Here is a 20,842-nt window from a genome sequence, read left to right as displayed (position 1 = left end):
CCGACGGCCCCGGTGCCGCCGTGGGCGTTCGGGAGAACCGTGAACGGAAGGCGCGTGGCGATGGCGGGGACCGTCGGGATGCGACGTCCGCGGCGCTCGGTGCCCGAGCTCCCCGGCGGTGAGCTGGTGCTCGAACCGCCGCCCGAGCCGGAACGCCCGGTCCCCGGCGGCCTCGTGGCGCGGCTGCTCCCGCTGGCGATGGTCGGCGGGGCGCTGCTGTTCGTCGTGCTGGGCCGCGGGGACACGAGCACCTGGCTGTTCGGCGGTATGTTCGCGCTGTCCGCGCTGGGCATGCTCGCCGGCGGCGGCCGCGGCGCCGGCGCGCGCACCGCGACGATGGACGAGGACCGCCGCGACTACCTGCGCTACCTCGACGTCCTGGGCGGGCGGGCCCGCGCGATCGCCGCCGAGCAGCGGCACGCGCTGGAGACCGTGCACCCCGACCCGGCAGCCTGGCCGGACGTGCTCGCCGCGGACCGGCTGTGGGAGCGCCGCCCCGGTGACGACGACTTCGGCCGCCTGCGCGCCGGGCGCGGCACCCAGCGCCTCGCCACCCGGCTCACCGCCCCGCACACCGGTCCGATGGAGACACTCGAACCGCTGTCCGCGCTGGCGCTGCGCCGTTTCCTGCGCCGTTGGTCCACCGTGGATGATCTGCCGGTCGCCGTCGACGCCCGTGCGGCGGCGACGATCTGGCTCGAACCGGACCCGGACGCCGCCCCGGTACTCGACCTCGCCCGGGCACTGGTCGCCCAGTACGTCACCTGGCACGGTCCCGACGACGCGCGGCTCGCCGTCGTCGCGCCGGGCGGTGCGGCCGCGCGCTGGGAGTGGGCGAAGTGGCTGCCGCACGTCGCCCACCCGCGGCTGCACGACGCCGTCGGGCCGGTCCGGATGATCACCGACGACCCGGACCGGGTGCGGCGCTGGTGGGTCGACGAGCCGTCCGCGGCCCAGCAGCACCTGCTCGTCGTGCTCGACGGGGCCGCCGACACCCCGGGCGCGTGGGCCGGGCTGCCCGGCGTCACCGTGCTGCGGCTGGGGCCCGCGGGCGGGCGCAGGCCCGCGGCGTCGGTGCTGCGCCTGGCCGCCGGGACCGGGCCCGACGGCGTGCGCACGCTGCGCCGGGGCGGGCCCGGCGGCCGGGAGGTCGGCGTCCCCGACGGGCTCGTCGTCGCCGAGGCGCTGGCACTCGCACGCCGGCTCGCGCGCTACCGCCCGGACGGCGACGCCGACGTCGTCGCGTCCGGTGTGGACAGTGTGCCTACCGGATTGCCGTCGCTGCTCGGACTGTCCACGACGGACCCGGCCGGGGTCGCCGCGCTGCGCGGCCGGCGGGGGCCGGGGGAGCGCCTGCGGGTCCCGCTGGGCACCGACGACGGCGGCCGGCCGGTGCTGCTCGACCTCAAGGAGTCCGCGCAGGGCGGTGCGGGTCCGCACGGGCTGTGCATCGGCGCGACCGGCTCCGGCAAGAGCGAGCTGCTACGCACCCTCGTCCTCGGGCTGGTGGCGACGCACACCGCCGAGGAGCTCAACCTGGTGCTCGTCGACTTCAAGGGCGGCGCGACGTTCCTCGGGCTCGCCGGGCTGCCGCACACCTCCGCGGTGATCACCAACCTGGCCGAGGAGCTGACCCTGGTCGACCGGATGGCCGACGCGCTCGCCGGGGAGATCACCCGCCGCCAGGAGGTGCTGCGCGCCGCGGGGAACCTGTCGTCGCTCGCCGAGCACGACGCGCTGCGCCGGGACGGGGCACCGCTGGCGGCGCTGCCGTCGCTGCTGGTCGTCGTCGACGAGTTCTCCGAGCTGCTCGCCCAGCGGCCGGAGATGATCGACCTGATGGTGACCATCGGGCGGCTCGGCCGCTCGCTCGGCATCCACCTGCTGCTGGCCTCGCAGCGGCTGGAGGAGGGACGGCTGCGCGGTCTCGAGTCGCACCTGTCCTACCGGATCGCGCTGCGCACCTTCTCCGCCGCGGAGTCCCGCGCGGTGCTGGGCGTGCCCGACGCACACCTGCTCCCGCCGACGCCCGGCGCCGCGTACCTGTCCGCGGGCACCGACGAGCTGGTGCGCTTCCGGGCCGCCTACGTCTCCGGCCCGGACACCCCGCGGGCCGCGCGCCGCCGCGCACCCGGGGCGCCGCGGGTCGCGCTGCCGTTCCGCGCGGGACCGGTCGCGCTGCCCGCCCCGGCGCAGCTCCCGGCGCCGGACCCCGCGCCCGCGCCCACCGGCACCGTTCTCGACCGCATCGCCGACGCGGTGTCCGGGCCCGGTCCGCGCGCGCACCGGGTGTGGCTGCCGCCGTTGGCGGAGCCGCCGCCGCTGCCGGTGGTGCTCGGCGCCCCGCTGGCCCGGGCCGGGCGCGGGCTGAGTGCACCGGGGCCGGTCGGTCGGCTCGCCGCGCCGGTCGGGCTCGTCGACCGGCCCTACGCCCAGCGGCGCGACCCGCTGGTGCTGGACCTGTCCGGCGCGGCCGGGCACCTCGCCGTCGTCGGGGGGCCGCGGTCGGGGAAGTCGACCGCGCTGCGCACCGTCGTCACCGCGCTCGCCCTCACCCACACCCCCGGCGAGCTGGGCGTGCACGTGCTCGACCTCGGCGGCGGCACGCTCGCCCCGCTGGCCGGGCTGCCGCACGTCGGGACCGTCGCCGACCGCCGCGCCGGCGACCTGGTGCGACGGGTGGTGGCCGAGACCGTCGCCGCCGTCGACGAGCGCGAGCAGCTGTTCGCCGCGCACGGCGTCGCCGGGATCGAGGAGTTCCGGGCCCGGCGCGCCGCGGGCGGGTTCGCCGGGGTGACCGCCACCGACCTGCTGCTCGTCGTCGACGGCTACGCGGCGCTGCGCGCGGGTTTCTCCGACCTCGACGAGAAGCTGACCGCGCTCGCCGCCCGCGGGCTCGCCTACGGCGTGCACCTCGCGCTGTCCGCCGCCCGCTGGGCCGAGATCCGCCCGGCGCTCAAGGACCAGCTCGGCAGCCGGGTCGAGCTGCGGCTGGGCGACCCGTCGGACTCCGAGGTGGACCGGCGTCGCGCCGCCGCGGTGCCCGCGCTGCCGGGGCACGGCCTGTCCGCCGACGGCGAGGCCACCGTCCTCGCCGCGCCCTGCCTGGTCCCCGGCACCGACCCGGCCCAGGAGATCGACGACGCCTGGGACGGCCCGTCGGTCGGCCCGGTGCGGCTGCTGCCCACCCGGATCGAGGTCGCCGAGCTCCCGCCCGGTCCGGGCCGTGGGCCCGCGCTCGGGGTCGACGAGGACCGGCTCGCCACCGTCGAGCTCGACCCGGACGAGCCGCACCTGCTCTGCTTCGCCGACTCCGGCGGCGGCAAGACGACCCTGCTGCGGACCCTCGCCCACGGGATCGCCGCGCGCTGGACGCCCGAGCAGGCGCGGATCGTCGTCGTCGATCACCGGCGGACGCTGCTCGGCGGGGTCCCGCAGAGCCACCTGCTCGCCCACACCTCGACCGCGCAGGCCACCACCGACGCCTGCGCGGAGATCGCGGGCTCGCTCGGACGGCGGCTGCCAGGCCCGGACGTCACCCCGGCCCAGCTGCGGGAACGGTCCTGGTGGAGCGGGCCGGACGTGTGGCTGCTCGTCGACGACTACGACCTGGTCGTCCCCGCGGCGGGATCGGCCGGAACGCACCCGCTGCTCGCGCTCGCCGAGTACCTGCCGCAGGCCCGCGACGTCGGGCTGCACGTCGTCCTCGCGCGACGCACCGGCGGGGCCGGGCGGGCGCTGTTCGACCCGGTCCTCGGGCGGCTGCGCGAGCTGGGCGCCCCCGGCCTGGTCGGCTCCGGCAGCCCCGACGAGGGCGCGCTGCTGGAGAAGGTCCGCCCCGGGCCGATGCCACCCGGCCGCGGCGTGCTCGTCGACCGGCGGACCGGGGCGCGACGGGTGCAGCTGGCCTGGACCGAGCCGGGGTGAGCGGCATCGCGGTCGCCGTCCACGACCGCCGCGACGCGGTGCTGCTCGCCGCCGCGGACGCCGCCGGGCTGCGCCTGGTCGCCGCGGCCCCGCCCGGCACACCCCCGGCGACGGCCGTCGCGGACTTCTTCGGCGACGAGCCGCCCGGGGTCGTCGTCCGGGTCGGGACGACGGCGGGCGGCGCCTTCCCCGGAGGCCCGCGGGTGCTGGTGGTCCCGGCCGCGGTCGCGGTGCTCGCGGCGGAACCGGAGCTGCCGGACGGGCCGGTCCTGGTCGTCGACGACGACGTGGTGCTGGTCCGCGACGGGGTGCCGGAGCGGGTGGGGGAGCGGGGCTCCGACCTCGCGTCGCTCGTGCGTGCGACCGGTGCGGAGCTGGTCGTGGTCGCCGGGACGGTCGGCCCGCTCCTCCCCGGGGAGCACACTGCGGCGGACACCCGGGCCGCGGACACCCGGACCGCGGACTCCCGGACCGCGGGCACTCGGGCCGTGGGCAGCCGGACCGCGGGCACTCGGGCTGCGGGGCCGCCCGGCGGCCCGGTCGGGTACCGGTTCCCGTGCCCGGTGCGCGTCGCCGGGCGGCGGCCCGACGGCGGCGACCCCTGGGGCCCGGAGGCGGCGGCGGTGGTCGGGGCTGCGGTGCTGGGCGCCTCCGTGCTCGCCGACCCCGGCCCCGACACGGTCGTCCCGCCGCCCGGCGCGGGCGAGGCGCCGGAGGAACCGGACTGGCCCGGTGCGCCCGACCCCGCCACCCCGTCTGCCGAGGGCCCGGACCGCGCCCGGGCGGCGATCCTCGTCGCCGGGGTGCTGGGAGCGGTCCTCCTCGGTGCCGGGCTGCTGCTCGGCGGCCCGCGCCCGGCGACGCCGGCCGGGGCCACGGTCGCCCAGTACGGCTACGCCGCCGCGCTGCCCACCGGCTGGGAGCACACCGGCGGCGACCCGCAGCGCCGACGCGTGCTGCTCACCCCCGCCGGCGGCCCGGACGGGGCCGACCTCCTCGTGCTGGAGCGCAGCCCGCTCGGCTACGACGCCGGACGCGAGCCCGACCGGGCCCGCCGCGAGCTCGCCGCGCTCGTCGGTGACCACGGGCCGGTGCCCGCGACGGTCGGCGGCCGCGCGGTCCTGCGCTGGACCGAGACACCGGGCGACGGGACCGTCGTCGACTGGCACGTCGTGTTCTCCGGAACCGACGAGCTCGTCGCCGGGTGCCGGCGGCCGGTGGGCGCCCCGGTCGCCGCGGCCTGCGCCGAGGTCGTCGCGACGCTGCACCGGGTGCCCTGAGCCCCCGGCGTTCCCGGTCGCGAACGGTCCGCCCGGAACGGCCACGGCCACCGGCGCGCCCTGCCACTGTGCGCGGGCCGGGGGCACCGCGCCCCCGGGCCCGGGAGCCGTCGACACGGCCGCGCCGGGGTCCGATCAGGGGACGAGGTGGGACGTATGGCCGACGGGTTCGGCACGACGACCGAGGAGATGGTCCGCGCGGCGGGCCAGGTGCGGGCGGTGAGCGACGCCGTCAACGGCGAGCTCGGCCGCCTGCGCAGCCGGCTGGGACCGCTGCAGGGCCAGTGGTCCGGCACCGCGGCGACGGCGTTCGCCCAGCTGATGGCCAAGTGGGACACCGAGGCGCGGCGGCTGAACGAGGCGCTGGGCGCGATCGGTGAGCAGCTCGGCGGCACGGCGACGACGTACCAGCAGCAGGAGGACCAGAACCGCACCGCCATCACGTCGGTGCTCGGGTGAGGGGGAGCCACACCATGGGATCCGAGATCAAGGTCACCTTCAGTGCGCTCGAGACGGCGTCGGCCGACACCGCCGCGACGACCGCACGCATCACCTCCCAGCTCGAGGACCTCCGGCGGCAACTGGCGCCGATGGTCGCGACCTGGACCGGCGACGCGGCGGCCACCTACCGGGCGTCGCAGCAGAAGTGGGACACCTCGGCGGCCGAGCTGACCACCACCCTGGGCACCATCGGAAAGCTCGTCGGTCAGGCCGGTCAGAACTACCGGGCCACCGAGCAGGCGAACCGGGCCCGGTTCGCCTGACAGCCGGTCCGGGGGCCCGGACGACCCCCTTGCGTCCGCCCCCGGAACCGGCGGGTACGCTTGGCTCTCGTTGTGCAGCGGTGGAGACCCGCGGGCGCCGTCCTCCGGCGACAGCGGCGGGATCGAGCGTCCCTCCGGCGTCCACCAGCAGCACGCTGAGGAACCAGAGACTAGAGAGTGGGCCGGAACCCGTGCGGACGGCCCACCAGCCGAGAACGACGACGAGGTAGATCCGTGCCCACGTACAGCCCCAAGCCCGGCGACATCCAGCACGCCTGGCACGTGATCGACGCCGAGGACGTGCGCCTCGGTCGGCTCGCCACCCACGCTGCCACGCTGCTGCGCGGGAAGCACAAGCCGACCTACGCTCCGCACGTCGACAACGGCGACTTCGTGGTCATCGTGAACGCGGAGAAGATCTCGGTGTCGGGCAACAAGCGTGCCGACAAGTTCATCTACCGCCACTCCGGCTTCCCGGGTGGCCTCCGTCAGCGCTCCGTCGGCGAGATGATCGACAGCCAGCCCGACCGCCTCGTGGAGAAGGCGATCAAGGGCATGCTGCCGAAGAACCGTCTCGGCCGCGCCATGGCCAAGAAGCTGAAGGTCTACGCCGGCCCGGCGCACCCGCACGAGGCCCAGAAGCCGCAGCCGTTCGAGATCAAGCAGGTCAGCCAGTGACCACCCCGAGCAACGAAGAGGGACAGCCCGTGACCAGCCCCGAGAACGGACCCGACGAGGTCGTCGACGCGGTCGAGACCGAGGGTGCGGCCGCCGAGGCGACCGAGACCGAGGCGGCCGAGACCGAGGCCCCCGAGACCGAGGTCGCCGACGTCGACTACACCATCGGTGACGCCGCCGACTTCGACGCCGACGAGTTCGCCGCCGAGGCACCCGTGCTGGGCGACCGGCCGGTCCAGACCGTCGGCCGCCGCAAGGAGGCCGTCGTCCGCGTCCGGCTGCTGCCGGGCACCGGTGGGTTCACCCTCAACGGCAAGCCGCTCGAGGTGTACTTCCCGAACAAGCTGCACCAGCAGATCGTGAAGGAGCCGCTGGTCCTCGTCGAGAAGACCGAGCGCTTCGACATCTTCGCCAACCTCAAGGGTGGCGGCACCGCGGGTCAGGCCGGCGCGCTGCGCCTGGCCATCGCCCGTGCGCTGGTCGAGCTGGACTCCGAGGACCGCCCGCCGCTGAAGAAGGCCGGCTGGCTGACCCGTGACGCCCGCGCCGTCGAGCGCAAGAAGTACGGCCTCAAGAAGGCCCGCAAGGCGCCCCAGTACTCCAAGCGCTGATCGCACACCGGATGCCTCGTCTCTTCGGAACCGACGGCGTCCGGGGCCTGGCCAACGGCGAACTCCTCACTCCGGAGTTCGCCGTTGGCGTCTGTGCCTCGGCCGCCCGCACGCTCTCGAACGGCTCCGGCCGCCGGCCCCTCGCGGTCGTCGGACGCGACCCCCGCGCGAGCGGCGAGATGCTCGAGGCCGCGGTCGTCGCCGGGCTCACCTCGGCCGGTGCGGACGCGATCCGGGTCGGTGTGCTGCCGACCCCGGGCGTCGCGCACCTGGTCGCCGAGACCGGCGCCGACCTCGGCGTGATGATCTCCGCGTCGCACAACCCGATGCCCGACAACGGCATCAAGCTCTTCGCCGCGGGCGGCCACAAGCTGCCCGACGACGTCGAGGACGCGATCGAGCAGCAGCTGGCCGCCGGGCTCGGCGCCCGCCCCACCGGGGAGGGCATCGGCCGCGTCTGGGACGCCCCGGACGCCACCGACGTCTACGTCGCGCACCTGCTCTCCGCCGCGCCCGGCTCGCTGTCCGGGCTGCGCGTGGTCGTGGACTGCGCGCACGGCGCCGCGGCGCTGGCCGCGCCGGAGGCCTACCGCCAGGCGGGCGCGGACGTGATCGCGCTGCACGCCGAGCCGGACGGGCTCAACATCAACGACGGCGTCGGGTCCACCCACCTGGAGCCGTTGCGGTCCGCGGTGCTCGAGCACGGCGCCGACCTCGGCATCGCCCACGACGGCGACGCCGACCGCTGCCTGGCCGTGGACGGGACGGGCGCCGTCGTCGACGGTGACCGGATCATGGCCGTGCTGGCGCTCGCCATGCGCGACGCCGGCGAGCTCGCCCACGACACGCTCGTCGCCACGGTGATGAGCAACCTGGGCCTGCACATCGCCATGCGCGAGGCCGGGATCACGCTGGACACCACCAGGGTCGGCGACCGCTACGTGCTGGAGCGGCTGCGCGAGGGCGGGTTCACCCTCGGCGGCGAGCAGTCCGGGCACGTGGTGCTGCCGGGCCACGCCACCACCGGCGACGGTCTGCTCACCGCCCTCCGGCTCATGTCGCGGGTCGCGCAGACCGGCACGTCGCTGGCCGAGCTCGCCTCCGTGGTCACCGTGCTGCCGCAGGTGCTGCGCAACGTGGCCGTCGCGGACAAGGACGCGGTCGCCGCGTCGGCGGACGTGGCCGAGGCCGTCGCCAAGGCCGAGGCCGAGCTGGGGGACACCGGCCGGGTGCTGCTGCGCCCGTCGGGCACCGAGCAGCTCGTCCGCGTGATGGTCGAGGCGCCCAGCGAGGGCGAGGCCGACGCCGTCGCGGGCCGGCTGGCCGAGGTCGTCGCCGCCGCGCGCTGACGCGCACACGCCGATCGGGGCCGTCACCCACACCGGGGGCGGCCCCGACGTCGTTGTCCGGGGCCTCGGAGCCCCGCCGGGCGTCCCCCCGTCGGTCGCAGCCGGGGCACGCGTTCGCAGTCGCGAACGGGATCGGCGGTTCGGGGGCGGTGCGGGTGCGACCGGGCGCAGGCTGGTCCGATGCGACCGGACGTGCGGCGGGACCCCGAGGCGCTGGACCGTGCCGCGCGCGGGCTGGAGGAGCTGGCCGCCGGGCTGACCGCGGCCCCCGCGACCGGGCCCGGTGACGGGGACCGCGTGGTGCGGCTGCGGCGGGTCACGGACGAGCTGACGGCGCTGGCCGACGCGACGCGGCGCGCCGCGGCCTCGACCCGGGCGGTGGACGCCGGCGCGGCCACGGCGTTCCGGGCCGTCCCGGGTGTCGATCAGCACCTCTCCGCCCTCGACGGGGCAGAGACGTGCTGATCGACGGAACGGACGCCGGCGTCGCGGACCAGGGCAGGGCCCTGCGGGCGCTGGTGGGCCGGCTCGACGACACCGCCGGGCTGCTGGCCGGGATCCGCGACGCCGTCGCCGACGCGTGGGACGACCCGGCCGGGCACGCGGTGACGGCCCGGCTCGACCTTGTCGCACGCGAGCTGCACCGGCTCGCCGACGAGGCCGCGCGGGACGCGGCCCGGGCGGAGGACACAGCCCCCGCCGATACGGCGCGGCACGGTCCTCCGGCACACCACGACCCGGCGATGCCCGGACGCCCGTCGCGGTCGGGTGCGACGGAGCCCGAGGCCGCGGGCCCGGTACCCGCGGACGTTCCCGGCATGCGCCTTCCCGGCCTCACCGGTACGCGCGTCACCGGCCGGCGCGGACCCGTGGCCCCGTCGTTCGCGGACCCGCCCGAGCGCTGATCCGGGCCACCGCGGCCCGGCTCCCCGGACACCGGGACCGCCTCGCTCCCGGTTGCGGCCGCCATCGGCCCTCGGGTCCGCGCGCTGATCCGCGGCCCGCGCGCGTCCGGACGCACGCGAGGAGCGGATCACCGTGCGGGCAGCGGATCACCGTGCGGGCGGCGGATCACCGTGCGGGCGGCGGATCACCGTGCGGGCAGCGGATCACGGCGCGGGCCACGGATCGCCGCGGCGCGGTGGTCGCGCCGCGGGGTCAGCCGCCGATGCCCAGCAGCCCCGACGACGGCTGCTGGTCCTGCTCGCCGTCGGGCTCCGGCGTGAGGTCCACCACCGGAGCCCCGGGGACGTTCCCCGAGGTCAGCGAGGACACCCGCTTCTCGTTCTGCAGCTCCTGCATGAGGAACGCCGTCACCAGTGCCCGGGCGATCTTCCGGGTCCGGTGCTGCGGGCGGTTCTGCAGCAGGAAGCTCGTCCAGTGCCTGCCCTCGCAGAACCCGAGGTGCCCGGCCTTCTCGATCTCGCGGAGCGTCACGTCGGTGCCGGCCTCGTGCTGGGCGGCGGCGATCCGCTGCGCATGTCCCTCCATGGGGGCCAACGAGTCGACGGCGGCGGCGAGGTGCAGCGTCGGGACGGTCACCGCGGCGGCCGCCTCGATCGCGGAGGGCTTCACCTCCGACGCGGCGAGGGTCACCAGCGCGCCGAGGCGCTCACGCCGGGCCGCGGCGAGGACGGCGGCGCCGCCCCCGGTGCCGTGCCCGACCAGCGCGGTCTTGCGGGCGTCGACGCTGACGTGGCCGTCGCCGAGCCGGACGCCGACGCACACGTCGAGGACGGTGTTCAGGTCCGAGGCGAACCGGGCGACGCTCGGGACCGGGCCGCGCTGGGTGTTCGGCGCGGCGGCGACGAAACCCCAGGTCGCGAGGTGGCGCAGCAGCTCGTGGTAGCGGTGCGCGGGCTGCAGCCACGCGTGCCCGATCACCACGGCGGGCAGCTGGTAGCCCTCCGCGGGGGTGTAGACGATGCCCGGCAGACCGATCAGGCCCAGGTCGCCGTGCTTCACCGGGTTCGGCCCCGGACGCGACAGCACACCGAGGGCGTCCTTGGCCCCCTTCATCGACGGGGGTCGGGTCACGCTGGTCCGGGCCACGGTCGGCACCGTACCGGTGCAGGTCACCGCGTGCCCGACTCGCACGGACGTACGGCGTGGCGCCGGACCGACCCCGTCGCCGGAAGATCGGCAACCGGGCGTCGATACGCTCATCCGTATGTGTGGCATCGTCGGTTACGTCGGTCATCGGTCCGCACTCGACGTCGTCCTCGGCGGCCTGCGACGACTGGAGTACCGCGGTTACGACTCCGCCGGCGTCGCGCTGCCGGACGGCGGTGAGCTGCTGGTCGAGCGCAAGGCCGGAGCCCTGGCCAACCTGGAGGCACGTCTCGAGGAGATCGGTCGCGACCGGTTCACCGGGACCTCGGGCATCGGGCACACGCGGTGGGCCACGCACGGCCCGCCCACCGACCGCAACGCCCACCCGCACCGCAGCAGCGACGGCAAGGTCGCGGTCGTCCACAACGGCATCATCGAGAACTTCCTGGAGCTGCGCGCCGAGCTGGAGGCCCGTGGCATCTGGGCGGAGTCCGACACCGACACCGAGACCGCCGCGCACCTGGTGGCGCTGGCCCACGCCGACGGCCCGACGAAGGGCGATCTGCCCGCGTCGGTCCGCGCCGTCGCCCGTCGGCTGGAGGGCGCGTTCACCCTGGTCGTGACGCACGCCGACGAGCCGGAGCGGATCGTCGCCGCCCGTCGCAACTCGCCGCTGGTGCTCGGCATCGGCGAGGGAGAGACGTTCCTGGCCTCCGACGTCGCGGCGTTCATCGAGTTCACCCGCGACGCCGTCGAGCTCGGCCAGGACCAGGTCGTGACGATCACCCGCGACGGCTACGACGTCACCGACTTCCACGGGGAGCCGGTCGGGGTCAACCCGTTCGAGGTGACCTGGGACCTCGCCGCCGCCGAGAAGGGCGGCCACGACTACTTCATGCTCAAGGAGATCGAGGAGCAGCCGACCGCGATCGCCGACACCCTGCGTGGGCACCTCGTCGACGGCCGGATCGTCCTCGACGAGCAGCGGCTGACCGATCAGGACCTGCGCGACGTCGACAAGGTCTTCGTCGTCGCCTGCGGCACCGCCTACCACTCCGGGCTGCTCGCGAAGTACGCGATCGAGCACTGGACCCGGATCCCGGTCGAGATCGAGCTGGCCAGCGAGTTCCGCTACCGCGACCCGGTGCTGGACCGCTCGACGCTGGTCGTCGCGATCTCCCAGTCCGGCGAGACCGCCGACACCCTGGAGGCGCTGCGCCACGCGAAGGAGCAGAAGGCCCGGGTGCTGGCCATCTGCAACACCAACGGAGCGCAGATCCCGCGCGAGTCCGACGCGGTGATCTACACCCACGCGGGCCCGGAGATCGGCGTCGCCGCGACGAAGACGTTCACCGCCCAGGTCGCGGCGAACTACCTGGTCGGTCTGGCCCTGGCCCAGGCGCGCGGCACCAAGTACCCCGACGAGGTGGTCCGCGAGTTCGAGGAGCTGGAGGCCGTCCCGGCCGCCGTCGCCCACGTGCTGGAGTCGCTCGGCGAGGCCCGTGTGCTCGGGCAGGAGCTGGCGCCGTCGAAGGCGGTGCTGTTCCTCGGCCGCCACGTCGGCTACCCGGTGGCACTGGAGGGCGCGCTCAAGCTCAAGGAGCTCGCCTACATGCACGCCGAGGCCTTCGCGGCCGGTGAGCTCAAGCACGGCCCGATCGCGCTGATCGAGGACGGGCTGCCGGTCGTGGTGGTGATGCCGTCGCCGAAGGGGCGCGCGGTCCTGCACTCCAAGCTGCTGTCCAACATCCAGGAGATCAAGGCGCGCGGGGCGCGGACCGTGGTCCTCGCCGAGACCGGCGACGAGACGGTGCGCCCGTTCGCCGACCACCTCTTCGAGCTGCCCGCGGTGCCGACGCTGCTGCAGCCGCTGGTCGCGACGATCCCGCTGCAGGTGATCGCGGCCGAGATCGCCCGGGCCCGCGGCTACGACGTCGACAAGCCCCGCAACCTGGCGAAGTCGGTCACCGTCGAGTGATCACCGGTCGTGGAGCGGAGCGTTCGCGACGCGGGCGTCCCGCTCCACAACCGTCGATCATGGTCGCCCGGCGCTAGCCTCGCGGCCATGCACGGGCTCCACACCGCGGACCAGGTACGGGCGGCCGAAGCGGCCATGATGCGCACTGTCGGCGACGGGGTGCTGATGCGCCGGGCCGCAGCGGGGCTCGCGCACCACGTGCGGGAGTTCCTCGGCGCGACCTACGGCCGCCGGGTGGTGCTGCTCGTCGGGGCGGGCGACAACGGCGGCGACGCCCTGTGCGCCGGTGCCGAGCTGCGCCGCCGGGGCGCGCACGTCACCGCGGTGCTGCTGGCGCCGGACCGCGCGCACCCGGCGGGCCTCGCCGCGCTGCGCGCCGCCCGCGGGCGGGTGCTGGCCCTGCACCCGCCCGGCCCGGCCGCAGGCTCCGGCCCCGCCGCGGGCGGCGACACCGGCACCGGCAGCGACCCCGGGACCAGCACCGGCGACAGGATCGGCACCGGCACCCCGGCCGCCGGCGGGCTCGACTCGGCGCGGGCGCTGGTGTCCGGGGCGGACGTCGTCGTCGACGGGATCGTCGGCATCTCCGGGCGCGGTGCGCTGCGCGACCCGGCCCCGGAGCTGGTCGCCGCCGCCGACGGGGCGGGTGTGCCGATCGTGGCCTGCGACCTGCCCTCGGGCGTCGACGGCGACACCGGGGTGACCGACGGGCCGCACGTCCGCGCCGCGCTGACGGTCACCTTCGGCTGCCGCAAGCCGGTGCACGCCCTCGCCGCCCCGCTCTGCGGCCCGGTGCGGCTGGTGGACTTCGGGCTCGGGCCGTTCCTCGAGGGGATCGAGCCGCACGCGCGGGTGCTGTCCGACGGCGACGTCGGCGCCCGCTGGCCGGTCCCGGGACCCGACGACGACAAGTACAGCCAGGGCGTCGTCGGGATCGCCGCCGGGTCGGCCACCTATCCCGGCGCCGCCGTCCTCGCCGCAGGGGCCGCGGCCCTGGCCACCTCCGGGATGGTCCGCTTCGCCGGGTCCGCCGCCGACGAGGTCCGCAGGCACTGGCCGGAGATCGTCGCCACCGGCGACATCACCGACGCGGGCCGCACCCAGGCCTGGGCGGTCGGGCCGGGCCTGGGTACCGGCGGGCAGGGCCAGGCGGTGCTGGAGGAGGCGCTGGACCGCGGGGTGCCGCTCTGCCTCGACGCCGACGCGATCACCCTGCTCGCACAGCACACCCACCTGCGGATGCGCATCCACGGCGAGCCCGTCGTGCTCACCCCGCACGCGGGGGAGTTCGCCCGGATCGCGGGCGAGGTCGGGCCCGACCGGATCGGCGCCGCCCGCCGCGCCGCCGCCGACCTCGGGGTGACGGTGCTGCTGAAGGGGAACGCGACCGTCGTCGCCGCACCGGACGGACGGGTGCTGGTCGACCCGGCCGCGGACTCCTGGGCCGCCACCGCGGGCTCCGGCGACGTGCTCACCGGCATGATCGGCGCGCTGCTGGCCGCCGGGCTGGACCCGTGGTGGGCGGCGGGCTGCGCGACGCTGGTGCACGCCCGCGCCGCGACGGCGGCCGCCCGCGAGCACGGGCTGCCGCCGGTCCCGGCGCCGGCGTCGGCGATGCAGGCGGCGATCCCGGTCGCGCTGCGGTCGGTCCGGGCGGCGGCGTCGGGGCACTGAAGCGGCACACCGGCGGACCTGCGCCGGGAGCGGGTTGTTAGCGTTCCGCGCGTGCCGAAGATCCTGACCAGCCTCCCCGTCGGCGAGCGCGTCGGCATCGCCTTCTCCGGTGGCCTCGACACCTCCGTCGCCGTCGCCTGGATGCGCGAGAACGGCGCGGTCCCCTACGCCTACACGGCCGACCTCGGACAGCCCGACGAGCCCGACCTCGTCGCCGTCCGCGAGCGCGCGCTGGAGTACGGCGCCGAGGCCGCCCGCGTCGTCGACTGCCGTCGTGCACTGGTCGACGAGGGCATCGCCGCGATCGCCTGCGGTGCCTTCCACATCCGCGCCGGCGGGATGCCCTACTTCAACACCACCCCGATCGGCCGCGCCGTCACCGGCACGCTGCTCGTCCGCGCCATGGCCGACGACGGCGTCTCCATCTGGGGCGACGGCTCGACCTTCAAGGGCAACGACATCGAGCGGTTCTACCGCTACGGCCTGCTCGCCAACCCCGCCCTGCGGATCTACAAGCCGTGGCTGGACGAGGCGTTCGTCGACCAGCTCGGCGGCCGCGCGGAGATGAGCGCCTGGCTGGGCGAGCGGGAGCTGCCCTACCGGGACTCCGCGGAGAAGGCGTACTCGACCGACGCCAACATCTGGGGTGCCACCCACGAGGCCAAGAGGCTCGAGCACCTCGACACCTCGATCGAGATCGTCGAGCCGATCATGGGCGTGCGGTTCTGGGACCCGGCCGTCGCGGTCGAGACCGAGGACGTCACCGTCGAGTGGGAGTCCGGTCGCCCCGTCGCGATCAACGGCACCCGCTACGACGACCCGGTCGCGCTGGTCGAGGAGGCCAACCGGATCGGTGGCCGGCACGGCCTGGGCATGACCGACCAGATCGAGAACCGGATCATCGAGGCCAAGAGCCGCGGCATCTACGAGGCCCCGGCGATGGCTCTGCTGTTCGTCACCTACGAGCGGCTCGTGTCGGCGATCCACAACCACGACTCGCTGTCGGCCTACGAGGAGCAGGGCCGCCGGCTCGGCAGGCTCCTCTACGAGGGGCGCTGGCTGGAGCCGCAGTCGCTGATGCTGCGCGAGTCCCTGACCCGCTGGGTCGGCAACGCGGTCACCGGGTCGGTCACGCTGCGGCTGCGCCGCGGCAACGACTGGTCGGTACTCGACACCCGCGGCCCCGCCCTGGCCTACGTCGAGGACCGGCTCTCGATGGAGCGCGTCGAGGACGCCCCGTTCACCCCGGGCGACCGCATCGGCCAGCTCACCCTGCGCAACCTGGACCTGGCCGACTCCCGCGCCAAGCTGGAGCAGTACTCGGCCACCGGGATGCTCGGCGGCGAGTTCGGCACCTTCGTCGGCGAGATCGAGGCCGGGCGTGCGGCGGAGATCACCGCGACGCCGTCGGACCCCGACGCCGAGCAGGCCGAGGAGTCCCTCGACCGCGCCGCGATGGAGGCCGGGACCGACTGAGCCGGGCTCGGGACCGGGTCGCGACGGGCCGGGATGCGATGATCGGGGCCGTGCTACCCACGACCGACCCCGTACCCGGTCCGCGGCCCCGGCCCGGACCGGGCGCACCGGCGGCCGAGGCGGTGGTCGACCTCGACGCCGTCCGGCACAACACCCGGTACCTGTCGGGTCTCGCGTCCGGGGCCGAGACGATGGTCGTGGTCAAGGCCGACGGCTACGGCCACGGCGCGGCCGCCGTCGCACGGGCGGCGCTGTCGGCCGGGGCGACCCGGCTCGGGGTCGCCACCCTGGACGAGGCGCTCGCACTGCGGGCCGACGGCGTCGACGCGCCGCTGCTGTCCTGGCTGCACCTGCCCGACTCCGACTTCGCCGCCGCCGTCGCCGCGGGGGTGGACCTGTCGGTGTCCGGCCGCGTGCACCTCGCCGCGGTGCTGGCCGGTGCCCGCGCCGCGGGCCGCCGGGTCCGGCTGCACCTCAAGGCCGACACCGGGCTGTCGCGCAACGGCTGTCCGCCCGGCGAGTGGCCGGCCCTGCTCGACGACGTCTCCGACGGCGTCGCCGACGGCACCTGCGAGGTCGTGGCCGTGTGGTCGCACCTGGCCGCCGCCGACGAGCCGGGCCAGCCCGCCGTCGACAGCCAGGCCGCGCGGCTGCACGCCGCCGCCGCGCTCGCCCGGGACCGCGGGTTCGTCCCGCAGCTGCACCTGTGCAACTCGGCGGGCCTGATGACCCGCCCCGACCTGCACCTGGACGTCGTCCGGCCGGGGATCGCCGTCTACGGGCTCGACCCGATCGCCAGCCCCTCCGACAGCCCGCTGCGCCCGGCGATGACGCTCCGCGGCCGGGTCGCGCTCACCAAGACCGTCGAGGCGGGCGAGGGCGTGTCCTACGGCCACGAGTGGGTCGCCCACGAACCGCGCACGCTGGCACTGGTGCCGCTGGGCTACGCCGACGGCGTCCCGCGCCGGCTCAACGACGGCGGCCGGATGCGCGTGCGGATCGGCGGCACCGTCCGGCCGGTCGCCGGGCGGGTCTGCATGGACCAGTTCGTCGTCGACTGCGGGCGGCCGGGGGTACTGCCGGTCGCGATCGGCGACCCGGTCGAGCTGTTCGGCACCGGCGCCGACGGCGGACCGACGGCCCGCGAGTGGGCCGACGAGCTGGGCACCATCCACTACGAGATCGTCACGGGCGTCCGGGGGCGGGTGCGCCGCACGGTGTCCGACGGGCGCGGGGGAGTCGCATGAGCCGCAGGGGATGGACCGTCGCCGGGATCGCGGGCGGTGTGGTCGGCGCCGCGGGCGCCGCGGCCGGGGTCGGCGTCGCCGCGCAGCGACGCAAGATCGCCGCCACCCGGCGCAGCCTGGCCACCGAGATGTCCGCGCACGCCGGGACGCCGCCGGGCACCGTCGGCGAGGAGATGTCGGTGATGGCCGACGACGGCGTCCGCATCGCCTGCGAGGTGGTCGCGCCGGCCGACGGCTCGGAGCCCGCGCTGACGGTGGTGCTGGTGCACGGATTCGCCCTGGACCGGCGCACCTGGTCCGAGCAGCGGCCGCACCTGGCCGGGCTGACCGGCCCGTCGGTGCGGATGGTGCTCTACGACCAGCGCAGCCACGGCCGCTCCGAGCGGGCGCCCGCTGACTCCTGCACGATCGACCAGCTCGGCCGCGACCTGGACGCCGTCATCCGCGCGGTGGCCCCCGAGGGTCCGCTGGTGCTGGTGTCCCACTCGATGGGCGGCATGACCGTGATGGCGCTGGCCGAGCAGCACCCGGAGCTGTTCCACGAGCGCGTCGCCGGGGTGGCGCTGGTGTCGACCTCGGCGGGGGAGATGGCGTCCTCGGGGTTGCCGGGCACGTTCCTGTCCCGGCGCAACCCGGTCATCCGGACCCTCGGCGGGCTCGCCGCGTGGCAGCCCGGCCTGGTCGAGACGGGCCGGCGCGCGTTGGGCGACATCATCTGGGTGTTCACCAAGCGCTTCGCCTACGGCGACCGCCAGGTCGACCCGCGGATGGTCGACCTCGTCGACACGATGATCGACTCGAACGCCGTCGGCGCGCTCACCGACTTCGTCGACACCCTGGGCACCCACGACCGGCTCGCGGCGCTGCCCGGCCTGTCCGGCTGCGAGGTGCTCGTCCTGGCCGGCGACGGCGACCGGATCATCCCGTGGCGGCACAGCGAGGTCATCGCCGAGGCGGTCCCGACCGCCCGGCTGGTGCGCCTGCCCGGGGTCGGGCACATGCCGATGCTGGAGCAGCCCGAGGTCGTCGACGCCGAGCTCGACGCGCTGATCGCCCGCACCACCGAGCGCACCGCGGGCGGCGGGCTGCGCGCCAAGCGCCCGCCGCAGCTCACCGACACGACCGATGACGAGCAGGCCGAGGCGGGCGGTGCGCTGCAGGGGCTGCTGCGCAGCGCGGGCCGGGTCCGCCGGGGCAGCCGCATCCCGGCCCGGGCCGGCCGGTCCCGGAAGAAGGACCGGCCGTGATCCCCGCCCCCGGCGCGGACGCCGTCGTCACCGAGCTGCCGACCGTCGCCGACACCGAGTCCTTCGGCCGGACGGTCGGGCGCGAGCTGGTCGCCGGTGACGTCGTGCTCCTGGCGGGCCCGCTCGGCGCGGGCAAGACCGCCCTGGTCCGCGGTCTGGCCCGCGGGCTCGGGGTGACCGGCACGGTGGCCTCGCCGACGTTCGTGATCGCCCGCGAGCACCCCTCCGCGGGCGACGGCCCGGCCCTGGTGCACGTCGACGCCTACCGGCTGGGCGGCCCCGACGGGAACGTGGACGTCGCGGCCGAGCTGGACGACCTCGACCTCGACACCGAGCTGGACCGGGCGGTCGTCGCCGTCGAGTGGGGGGTCGGGGTCGCGGAGCGGCTCGCCGGGTCCGCGGTGACGATCACGCTGGAGCGCCGCGACGACGACACCCGGGTCGCGACGCTGCGCCGCACCGCGCGTCCGTAGGCTTGCCGGCGTGCTGGTACTGGCCCTCGACACCGCGACGACCGTGGTCACCGCCGGTCTCGTCGACCTCGGCCCCGACGGCGGCCCGCGGACCCTCGCCGCCCGCGCGCACGACGGCCGCCGCCACGGCGAGCTGCTGATGCCCGCGGTCCGTGCGCTGTGCGCCGAGGCGGGCCACGCGCTCGCCGAGGTCGGGGCGGTGGTCGTCGGCGCCGGTCCGGGCCCGTTCACCGGGCTGCGGGTCGGGATCGCCTCGGCCGCCGCGCTCGGCCACGCCCTCGACGTGCCGGTGCACGGCGTCGTCACCCACGACGCCCTGGCCTGGGGGCTGCACACCGGCGGGAACCTGCTGGTCGTCACCGACGCCCGGCGCACAGAGGTCTACTGGGCCGCCTACGACGCGTCCGACCCCGCCGACGCCCGCTCGGTCCGCAGGCTGACCGGCCCGGCCGTCGAGGCCCCGGAGGCGCTGGCCGCGCGCCTGGGCGAGCTGGCGATCGGCTCGGTGGCCGGCGATCCGTCGTTCGCCCAGCGGCTCGGCCGCGAGATCGGCGGCCCCGGCGCCCCGACCGTCGACGGGCTGGTCGGCGTCGCCGCGGCGGACCTGCTCGCCGGCCGGGCCCCCGCCCCGGTCGAGCCGCTCTACCTGCGCCGCCCCGACGCGGTCGAGCCGACCGGCCGCAAGCGCGTCACCGCGTGAACGCCACCGTCTCGCTGGGCCCGCTGTACCGGGCCGACGCGGCGCGCTGCGCGGAGCTGGAGGAGATCCTGTTCCCCGGGGACGACCCGTGGAGCGCGCAGGCCTTCCGCGACGCCGTCTCCTCCGGCCAGCTCTACCTCGCCGCCCGCGCCGGTGACGAGCTGGTCGGCTACGCCGGGCTCGCCGTCGTCGCCGGGCCGCCGATGGCCGAGGCGGAGGTGCACACGATCGGCGTCGACCCGGCCTGGCAGGGCCACGGCATCGGCCGCGCGCTGCTGCGGGGGCTGCTCGCCGTCGCCGACGAGCTGGCGGCCACGGTGTTCCTGGAGGTGCGCACCGACAACGTCCCGGCCCGCACGCTGTACGAGAGCCACGGGTTCGCCGTGGTCGGGCTGCGCAAGCGCTACTACCGGCCGTCGATGGCCGACGCCCACACGATGCGCCGCGACCGCGTGCCCAAGGCCGCTCAGGACGTCGCGGACAGGTAGGACAGCAGGCGCAGCTCGTCGTCGGTCAGCTCCAGGGTGAGCATCGGCAGCAGCTGTTCCAGCTGCTCGACGGTGCGTGCGCTCGCGATCGGCGCGGTCACCGCGGGCTGCGCGGCCAGCCAGGTCAGGGCGACCGCCGGGACCGGGACGCCGTAGCCGGCGGAGATCTCGTCGAGCCCGGCCAGCACGGCGCGGCCGCGGGAGTCCAGGTACGCCGCCGCGCCCTCGGCACGCGGGCCCTCCGGGGAGGGGGAGTCGGGCCGGTACTTGCCGGTCAGGAAGCCCTTGGCCAGCCCGTAGTACGGGTGGACGGCCAGCTTCTCCGACTCGGCGAGCGGGGCCAGACCTGCCTCGAAGGCGTCGCGCTCCATGAGGTTGTAGTGCGGCTGGATGGTGCTGAACGCGGTCAGCCCGTCGCGCGCGGAGATCTCCAGCGCCGAACGCAGCCGCTCCGGGGAGAAGTTCGACGCGCCGACCTCGCGGACCAGCCCCTCGCGGACCAGGGCGTCGAACGCGTCGAGGGTCTCCTCCTGCGCGGTCGCCTCGTCGTCGCGGTGGGCGTAGTAGAGGTCGATCCGATCGGTGCCCATGCGGCGCAGCGAGTCCCGCGCCGCGGCCGCGACGTTCTCCGCCGACAGTCCCTCCCGGCCGGGCAGGGCACCGACCTTCGTCGCGAGGTGCAGCGCGTCGCGGTTGCCGCGGGCGGCCATCCACTCGCCGAGGATCGTCTCGGACTCGCCGCCGGAGTTCCCCGGTGCGCGCCACATGTAGGAGTCCGCGGTGTCGATCATCCGTCCGCCGGCGGCGACGAACGCGTCGAGGACGGCGAACGAGGTCTCCCTGTCCGCCGTCCACCCGAAGACGTTCGCGCCGAGAACCAGGTCAGCCACGCGTCCCA

18 protein-coding genes and 1 pseudogene are annotated in these 20,842 nt (G+C 76.2%); 17 read left to right on the top strand and 2 right to left on the bottom strand.

All coding sequences use genetic code 11. The features are described 5' to 3' along the window. The first annotated feature begins 60 nt into the window (after positions 1-60). The 9 genes from eccCa (at position 61) to ATL51_RS12610 (ending at position 9,514) form a co-directional block, all read left to right on the top strand. Complete coding sequence (eccCa, locus tag ATL51_RS12650) at positions 61-3,927, top strand: type VII secretion protein EccCa (protein WP_100880676.1); 3,867 nt, start codon at positions 61-63, stop codon at positions 3,925-3,927. Further along, positions 3,924-5,207 carry a type VII secretion-associated protein gene (locus tag ATL51_RS12645; RefSeq protein WP_157818341.1) on the top strand — a complete coding sequence of 428 codons (1,284 nt, stop codon included), beginning with the start codon at positions 3,924-3,926 and terminating at the stop codon, positions 5,205-5,207. Before eccCa ends, ATL51_RS12645 begins: the two co-directional genes overlap by 4 nt. 156 nt (positions 5,208-5,363) lie before the next feature. After that, entirely contained in the window at positions 5,364-5,666 is a 303-nt protein-coding gene (locus tag ATL51_RS12640) for a WXG100 family type VII secretion target (RefSeq protein ID WP_073576448.1), read from the top strand. Between the two features lie 14 nt (positions 5,667-5,680). Further along, entirely contained in the window at positions 5,681-5,971 is a 291-nt protein-coding gene (locus tag ATL51_RS12635; RefSeq protein WP_100878728.1) for a WXG100 family type VII secretion target, read from the top strand. 234 nt (positions 5,972-6,205) lie between these two features. After that, a complete protein-coding gene (rplM, locus tag ATL51_RS12630; protein WP_062397782.1) occupies positions 6,206-6,649 on the top strand; it encodes a 50S ribosomal protein L13 in 444 nt (147 codons plus the stop codon). A 29-nt stretch (positions 6,650-6,678) separates the two neighbouring features. Continuing rightward, entirely contained in the window at positions 6,679-7,260 is a 582-nt protein-coding gene (rpsI, locus tag ATL51_RS28990; RefSeq protein WP_301549007.1) for a 30S ribosomal protein S9, read from the top strand. An 11-nt stretch (positions 7,261-7,271) separates the two neighbouring features. Continuing rightward, entirely contained in the window at positions 7,272-8,609 is a 1,338-nt protein-coding gene (gene glmM, locus ATL51_RS12620) for a phosphoglucosamine mutase (RefSeq protein ID WP_100878726.1), read from the top strand. A gap of 180 nt (positions 8,610-8,789) precedes the next feature. Next, positions 8,790-9,074: a hypothetical protein gene (locus ATL51_RS12615; RefSeq protein WP_100878725.1), complete on the top strand. Its 285-nt coding sequence runs from the start codon at positions 8,790-8,792 to the stop codon at positions 9,072-9,074. After that, positions 9,068-9,514, top strand: coding sequence for a hypothetical protein (locus tag ATL51_RS12610; protein ID WP_100878724.1), 447 nt, complete (start codon positions 9,068-9,070; stop codon positions 9,512-9,514). Before ATL51_RS12615 ends, ATL51_RS12610 begins: the two co-directional genes overlap by 7 nt. Positions 9,515-9,767: 253 nt before the next feature. Here ATL51_RS12610 and ATL51_RS12605 read toward each other — a convergent pair whose 3' ends face one another. Beyond that, a complete protein-coding gene (locus ATL51_RS12605) occupies positions 9,768-10,661 on the bottom strand; it encodes a dienelactone hydrolase family protein (protein WP_301549006.1) in 894 nt (297 codons plus the stop codon). 118 nt (positions 10,662-10,779) lie between these two features. Here ATL51_RS12605 and glmS point away from each other — a divergent pair, with 118 nt between their 5' ends. The 8 genes and pseudogenes from glmS to rimI all read left to right on the top strand — a co-directional run bounded on the left by glmS (position 10,780) and on the right by rimI (position 19,944). Next, on the top strand, positions 10,780-12,639 hold the full coding sequence (gene glmS / locus ATL51_RS12600; protein WP_100878722.1) for a glutamine--fructose-6-phosphate transaminase (isomerizing): 1,860 nt from the start codon (positions 10,780-10,782) through the stop codon (positions 12,637-12,639). A gap of 87 nt (positions 12,640-12,726) precedes the next feature. After that, positions 12,727-14,313 carry an NAD(P)H-hydrate dehydratase gene (locus ATL51_RS12595; protein ID WP_100878721.1) on the top strand — a complete coding sequence of 529 codons (1,587 nt, stop codon included), beginning with the start codon at positions 12,727-12,729 and terminating at the stop codon, positions 14,311-14,313. Positions 14,314-14,364: 51 nt separating this feature from the next. Then, positions 14,365-15,637, top strand: a pseudogene (argG, locus tag ATL51_RS12590) (argininosuccinate synthase); the annotation flags it as partial. A gap of 190 nt (positions 15,638-15,827) precedes the next feature. Next, positions 15,828-17,036 (top strand): alanine racemase, encoded by a 1,209-nt coding sequence (alr, locus tag ATL51_RS12585; RefSeq protein ID WP_100878720.1) that lies wholly within the window; start codon positions 15,828-15,830, stop codon positions 17,034-17,036. Next, the gene (locus tag ATL51_RS12580) at positions 17,033-18,283 is read left to right on the top strand and encodes an alpha/beta fold hydrolase (protein ID WP_100878719.1); all 1,251 of its coding nucleotides are present in this window, start codon (positions 17,033-17,035) and stop codon (positions 18,281-18,283) included. The genes alr and ATL51_RS12580 overlap by 4 nt, the downstream gene beginning before the upstream one ends. Next, positions 18,280-18,756 (top strand): tRNA (adenosine(37)-N6)-threonylcarbamoyltransferase complex ATPase subunit type 1 TsaE, encoded by a 477-nt coding sequence (gene tsaE, locus ATL51_RS12575; protein WP_073576438.1) that lies wholly within the window; start codon positions 18,280-18,282, stop codon positions 18,754-18,756. The genes ATL51_RS12580 and tsaE overlap by 4 nt, the downstream gene beginning before the upstream one ends. Before the next feature lie 10 nt (positions 18,757-18,766). Continuing rightward, complete coding sequence (gene tsaB, locus ATL51_RS12570) at positions 18,767-19,456, top strand: tRNA (adenosine(37)-N6)-threonylcarbamoyltransferase complex dimerization subunit type 1 TsaB (protein WP_100878718.1); 690 nt, start codon at positions 18,767-18,769, stop codon at positions 19,454-19,456. Beyond that, positions 19,453-19,944 (top strand): ribosomal protein S18-alanine N-acetyltransferase, encoded by a 492-nt coding sequence (gene rimI / locus ATL51_RS12565; RefSeq protein WP_100878717.1) that lies wholly within the window; start codon positions 19,453-19,455, stop codon positions 19,942-19,944. Before tsaB ends, rimI begins: the two co-directional genes overlap by 4 nt. On the opposite strand, the gene ATL51_RS12560 is transcribed toward rimI, so the two are convergent. Continuing rightward, positions 19,923-20,834, bottom strand: coding sequence for an aldo/keto reductase (locus ATL51_RS12560; RefSeq protein WP_100878716.1), 912 nt, complete (start codon positions 20,832-20,834; stop codon positions 19,923-19,925). The genes rimI and ATL51_RS12560 overlap by 22 nt on opposite strands. Positions 20,835-20,842 lie beyond the last annotated feature (8 nt).

This window comes from Pseudonocardia alni, from assembly GCF_002813375.1.
Lineage (GTDB): Bacteria > Actinomycetota > Actinomycetes > Mycobacteriales > Pseudonocardiaceae > Pseudonocardia > Pseudonocardia alni.
This window is presented reverse-complemented; position numbering and strand designations above follow the sequence as displayed.

What these genes read in the sequence shown, in the direction of transcription:
- ATL51_RS12635 (WP_100878728.1), top strand. Translation starts at nt 5,681, where the DNA reads ATGGGATCCGAGATCAAGGTCACCTTCAGTGCGCTCGAGACGGCGTCG.
- ATL51_RS12595 (WP_100878721.1), top strand. Translation starts at nt 12,727, where the DNA reads ATGCACGGGCTCCACACCGCGGACCAGGTACGGGCGGCCGAAGCGGCC.
- eccCa (WP_100880676.1), top strand. Translation starts at nt 61, where the DNA reads ATGGCGGGGACCGTCGGGATGCGACGTCCGCGGCGCTCGGTGCCCGAG.
- glmM (WP_100878726.1), top strand. Translation starts at nt 7,272, where the DNA reads ATGCCTCGTCTCTTCGGAACCGACGGCGTCCGGGGCCTGGCCAACGGC.
- alr (WP_100878720.1), top strand. Translation starts at nt 15,828, where the DNA reads ATGATCGGGGCCGTGCTACCCACGACCGACCCCGTACCCGGTCCGCGG.
- ATL51_RS12580 (WP_100878719.1), top strand. Translation starts at nt 17,033, where the DNA reads ATGAGCCGCAGGGGATGGACCGTCGCCGGGATCGCGGGCGGTGTGGTC.
- glmS (WP_100878722.1), top strand. Translation starts at nt 10,780, where the DNA reads ATGTGTGGCATCGTCGGTTACGTCGGTCATCGGTCCGCACTCGACGTC.
- ATL51_RS12640 (WP_073576448.1), top strand. Translation starts at nt 5,364, where the DNA reads ATGGCCGACGGGTTCGGCACGACGACCGAGGAGATGGTCCGCGCGGCG.
- ATL51_RS12615 (WP_100878725.1), top strand. Translation starts at nt 8,790, where the DNA reads ATGCGACCGGACGTGCGGCGGGACCCCGAGGCGCTGGACCGTGCCGCG.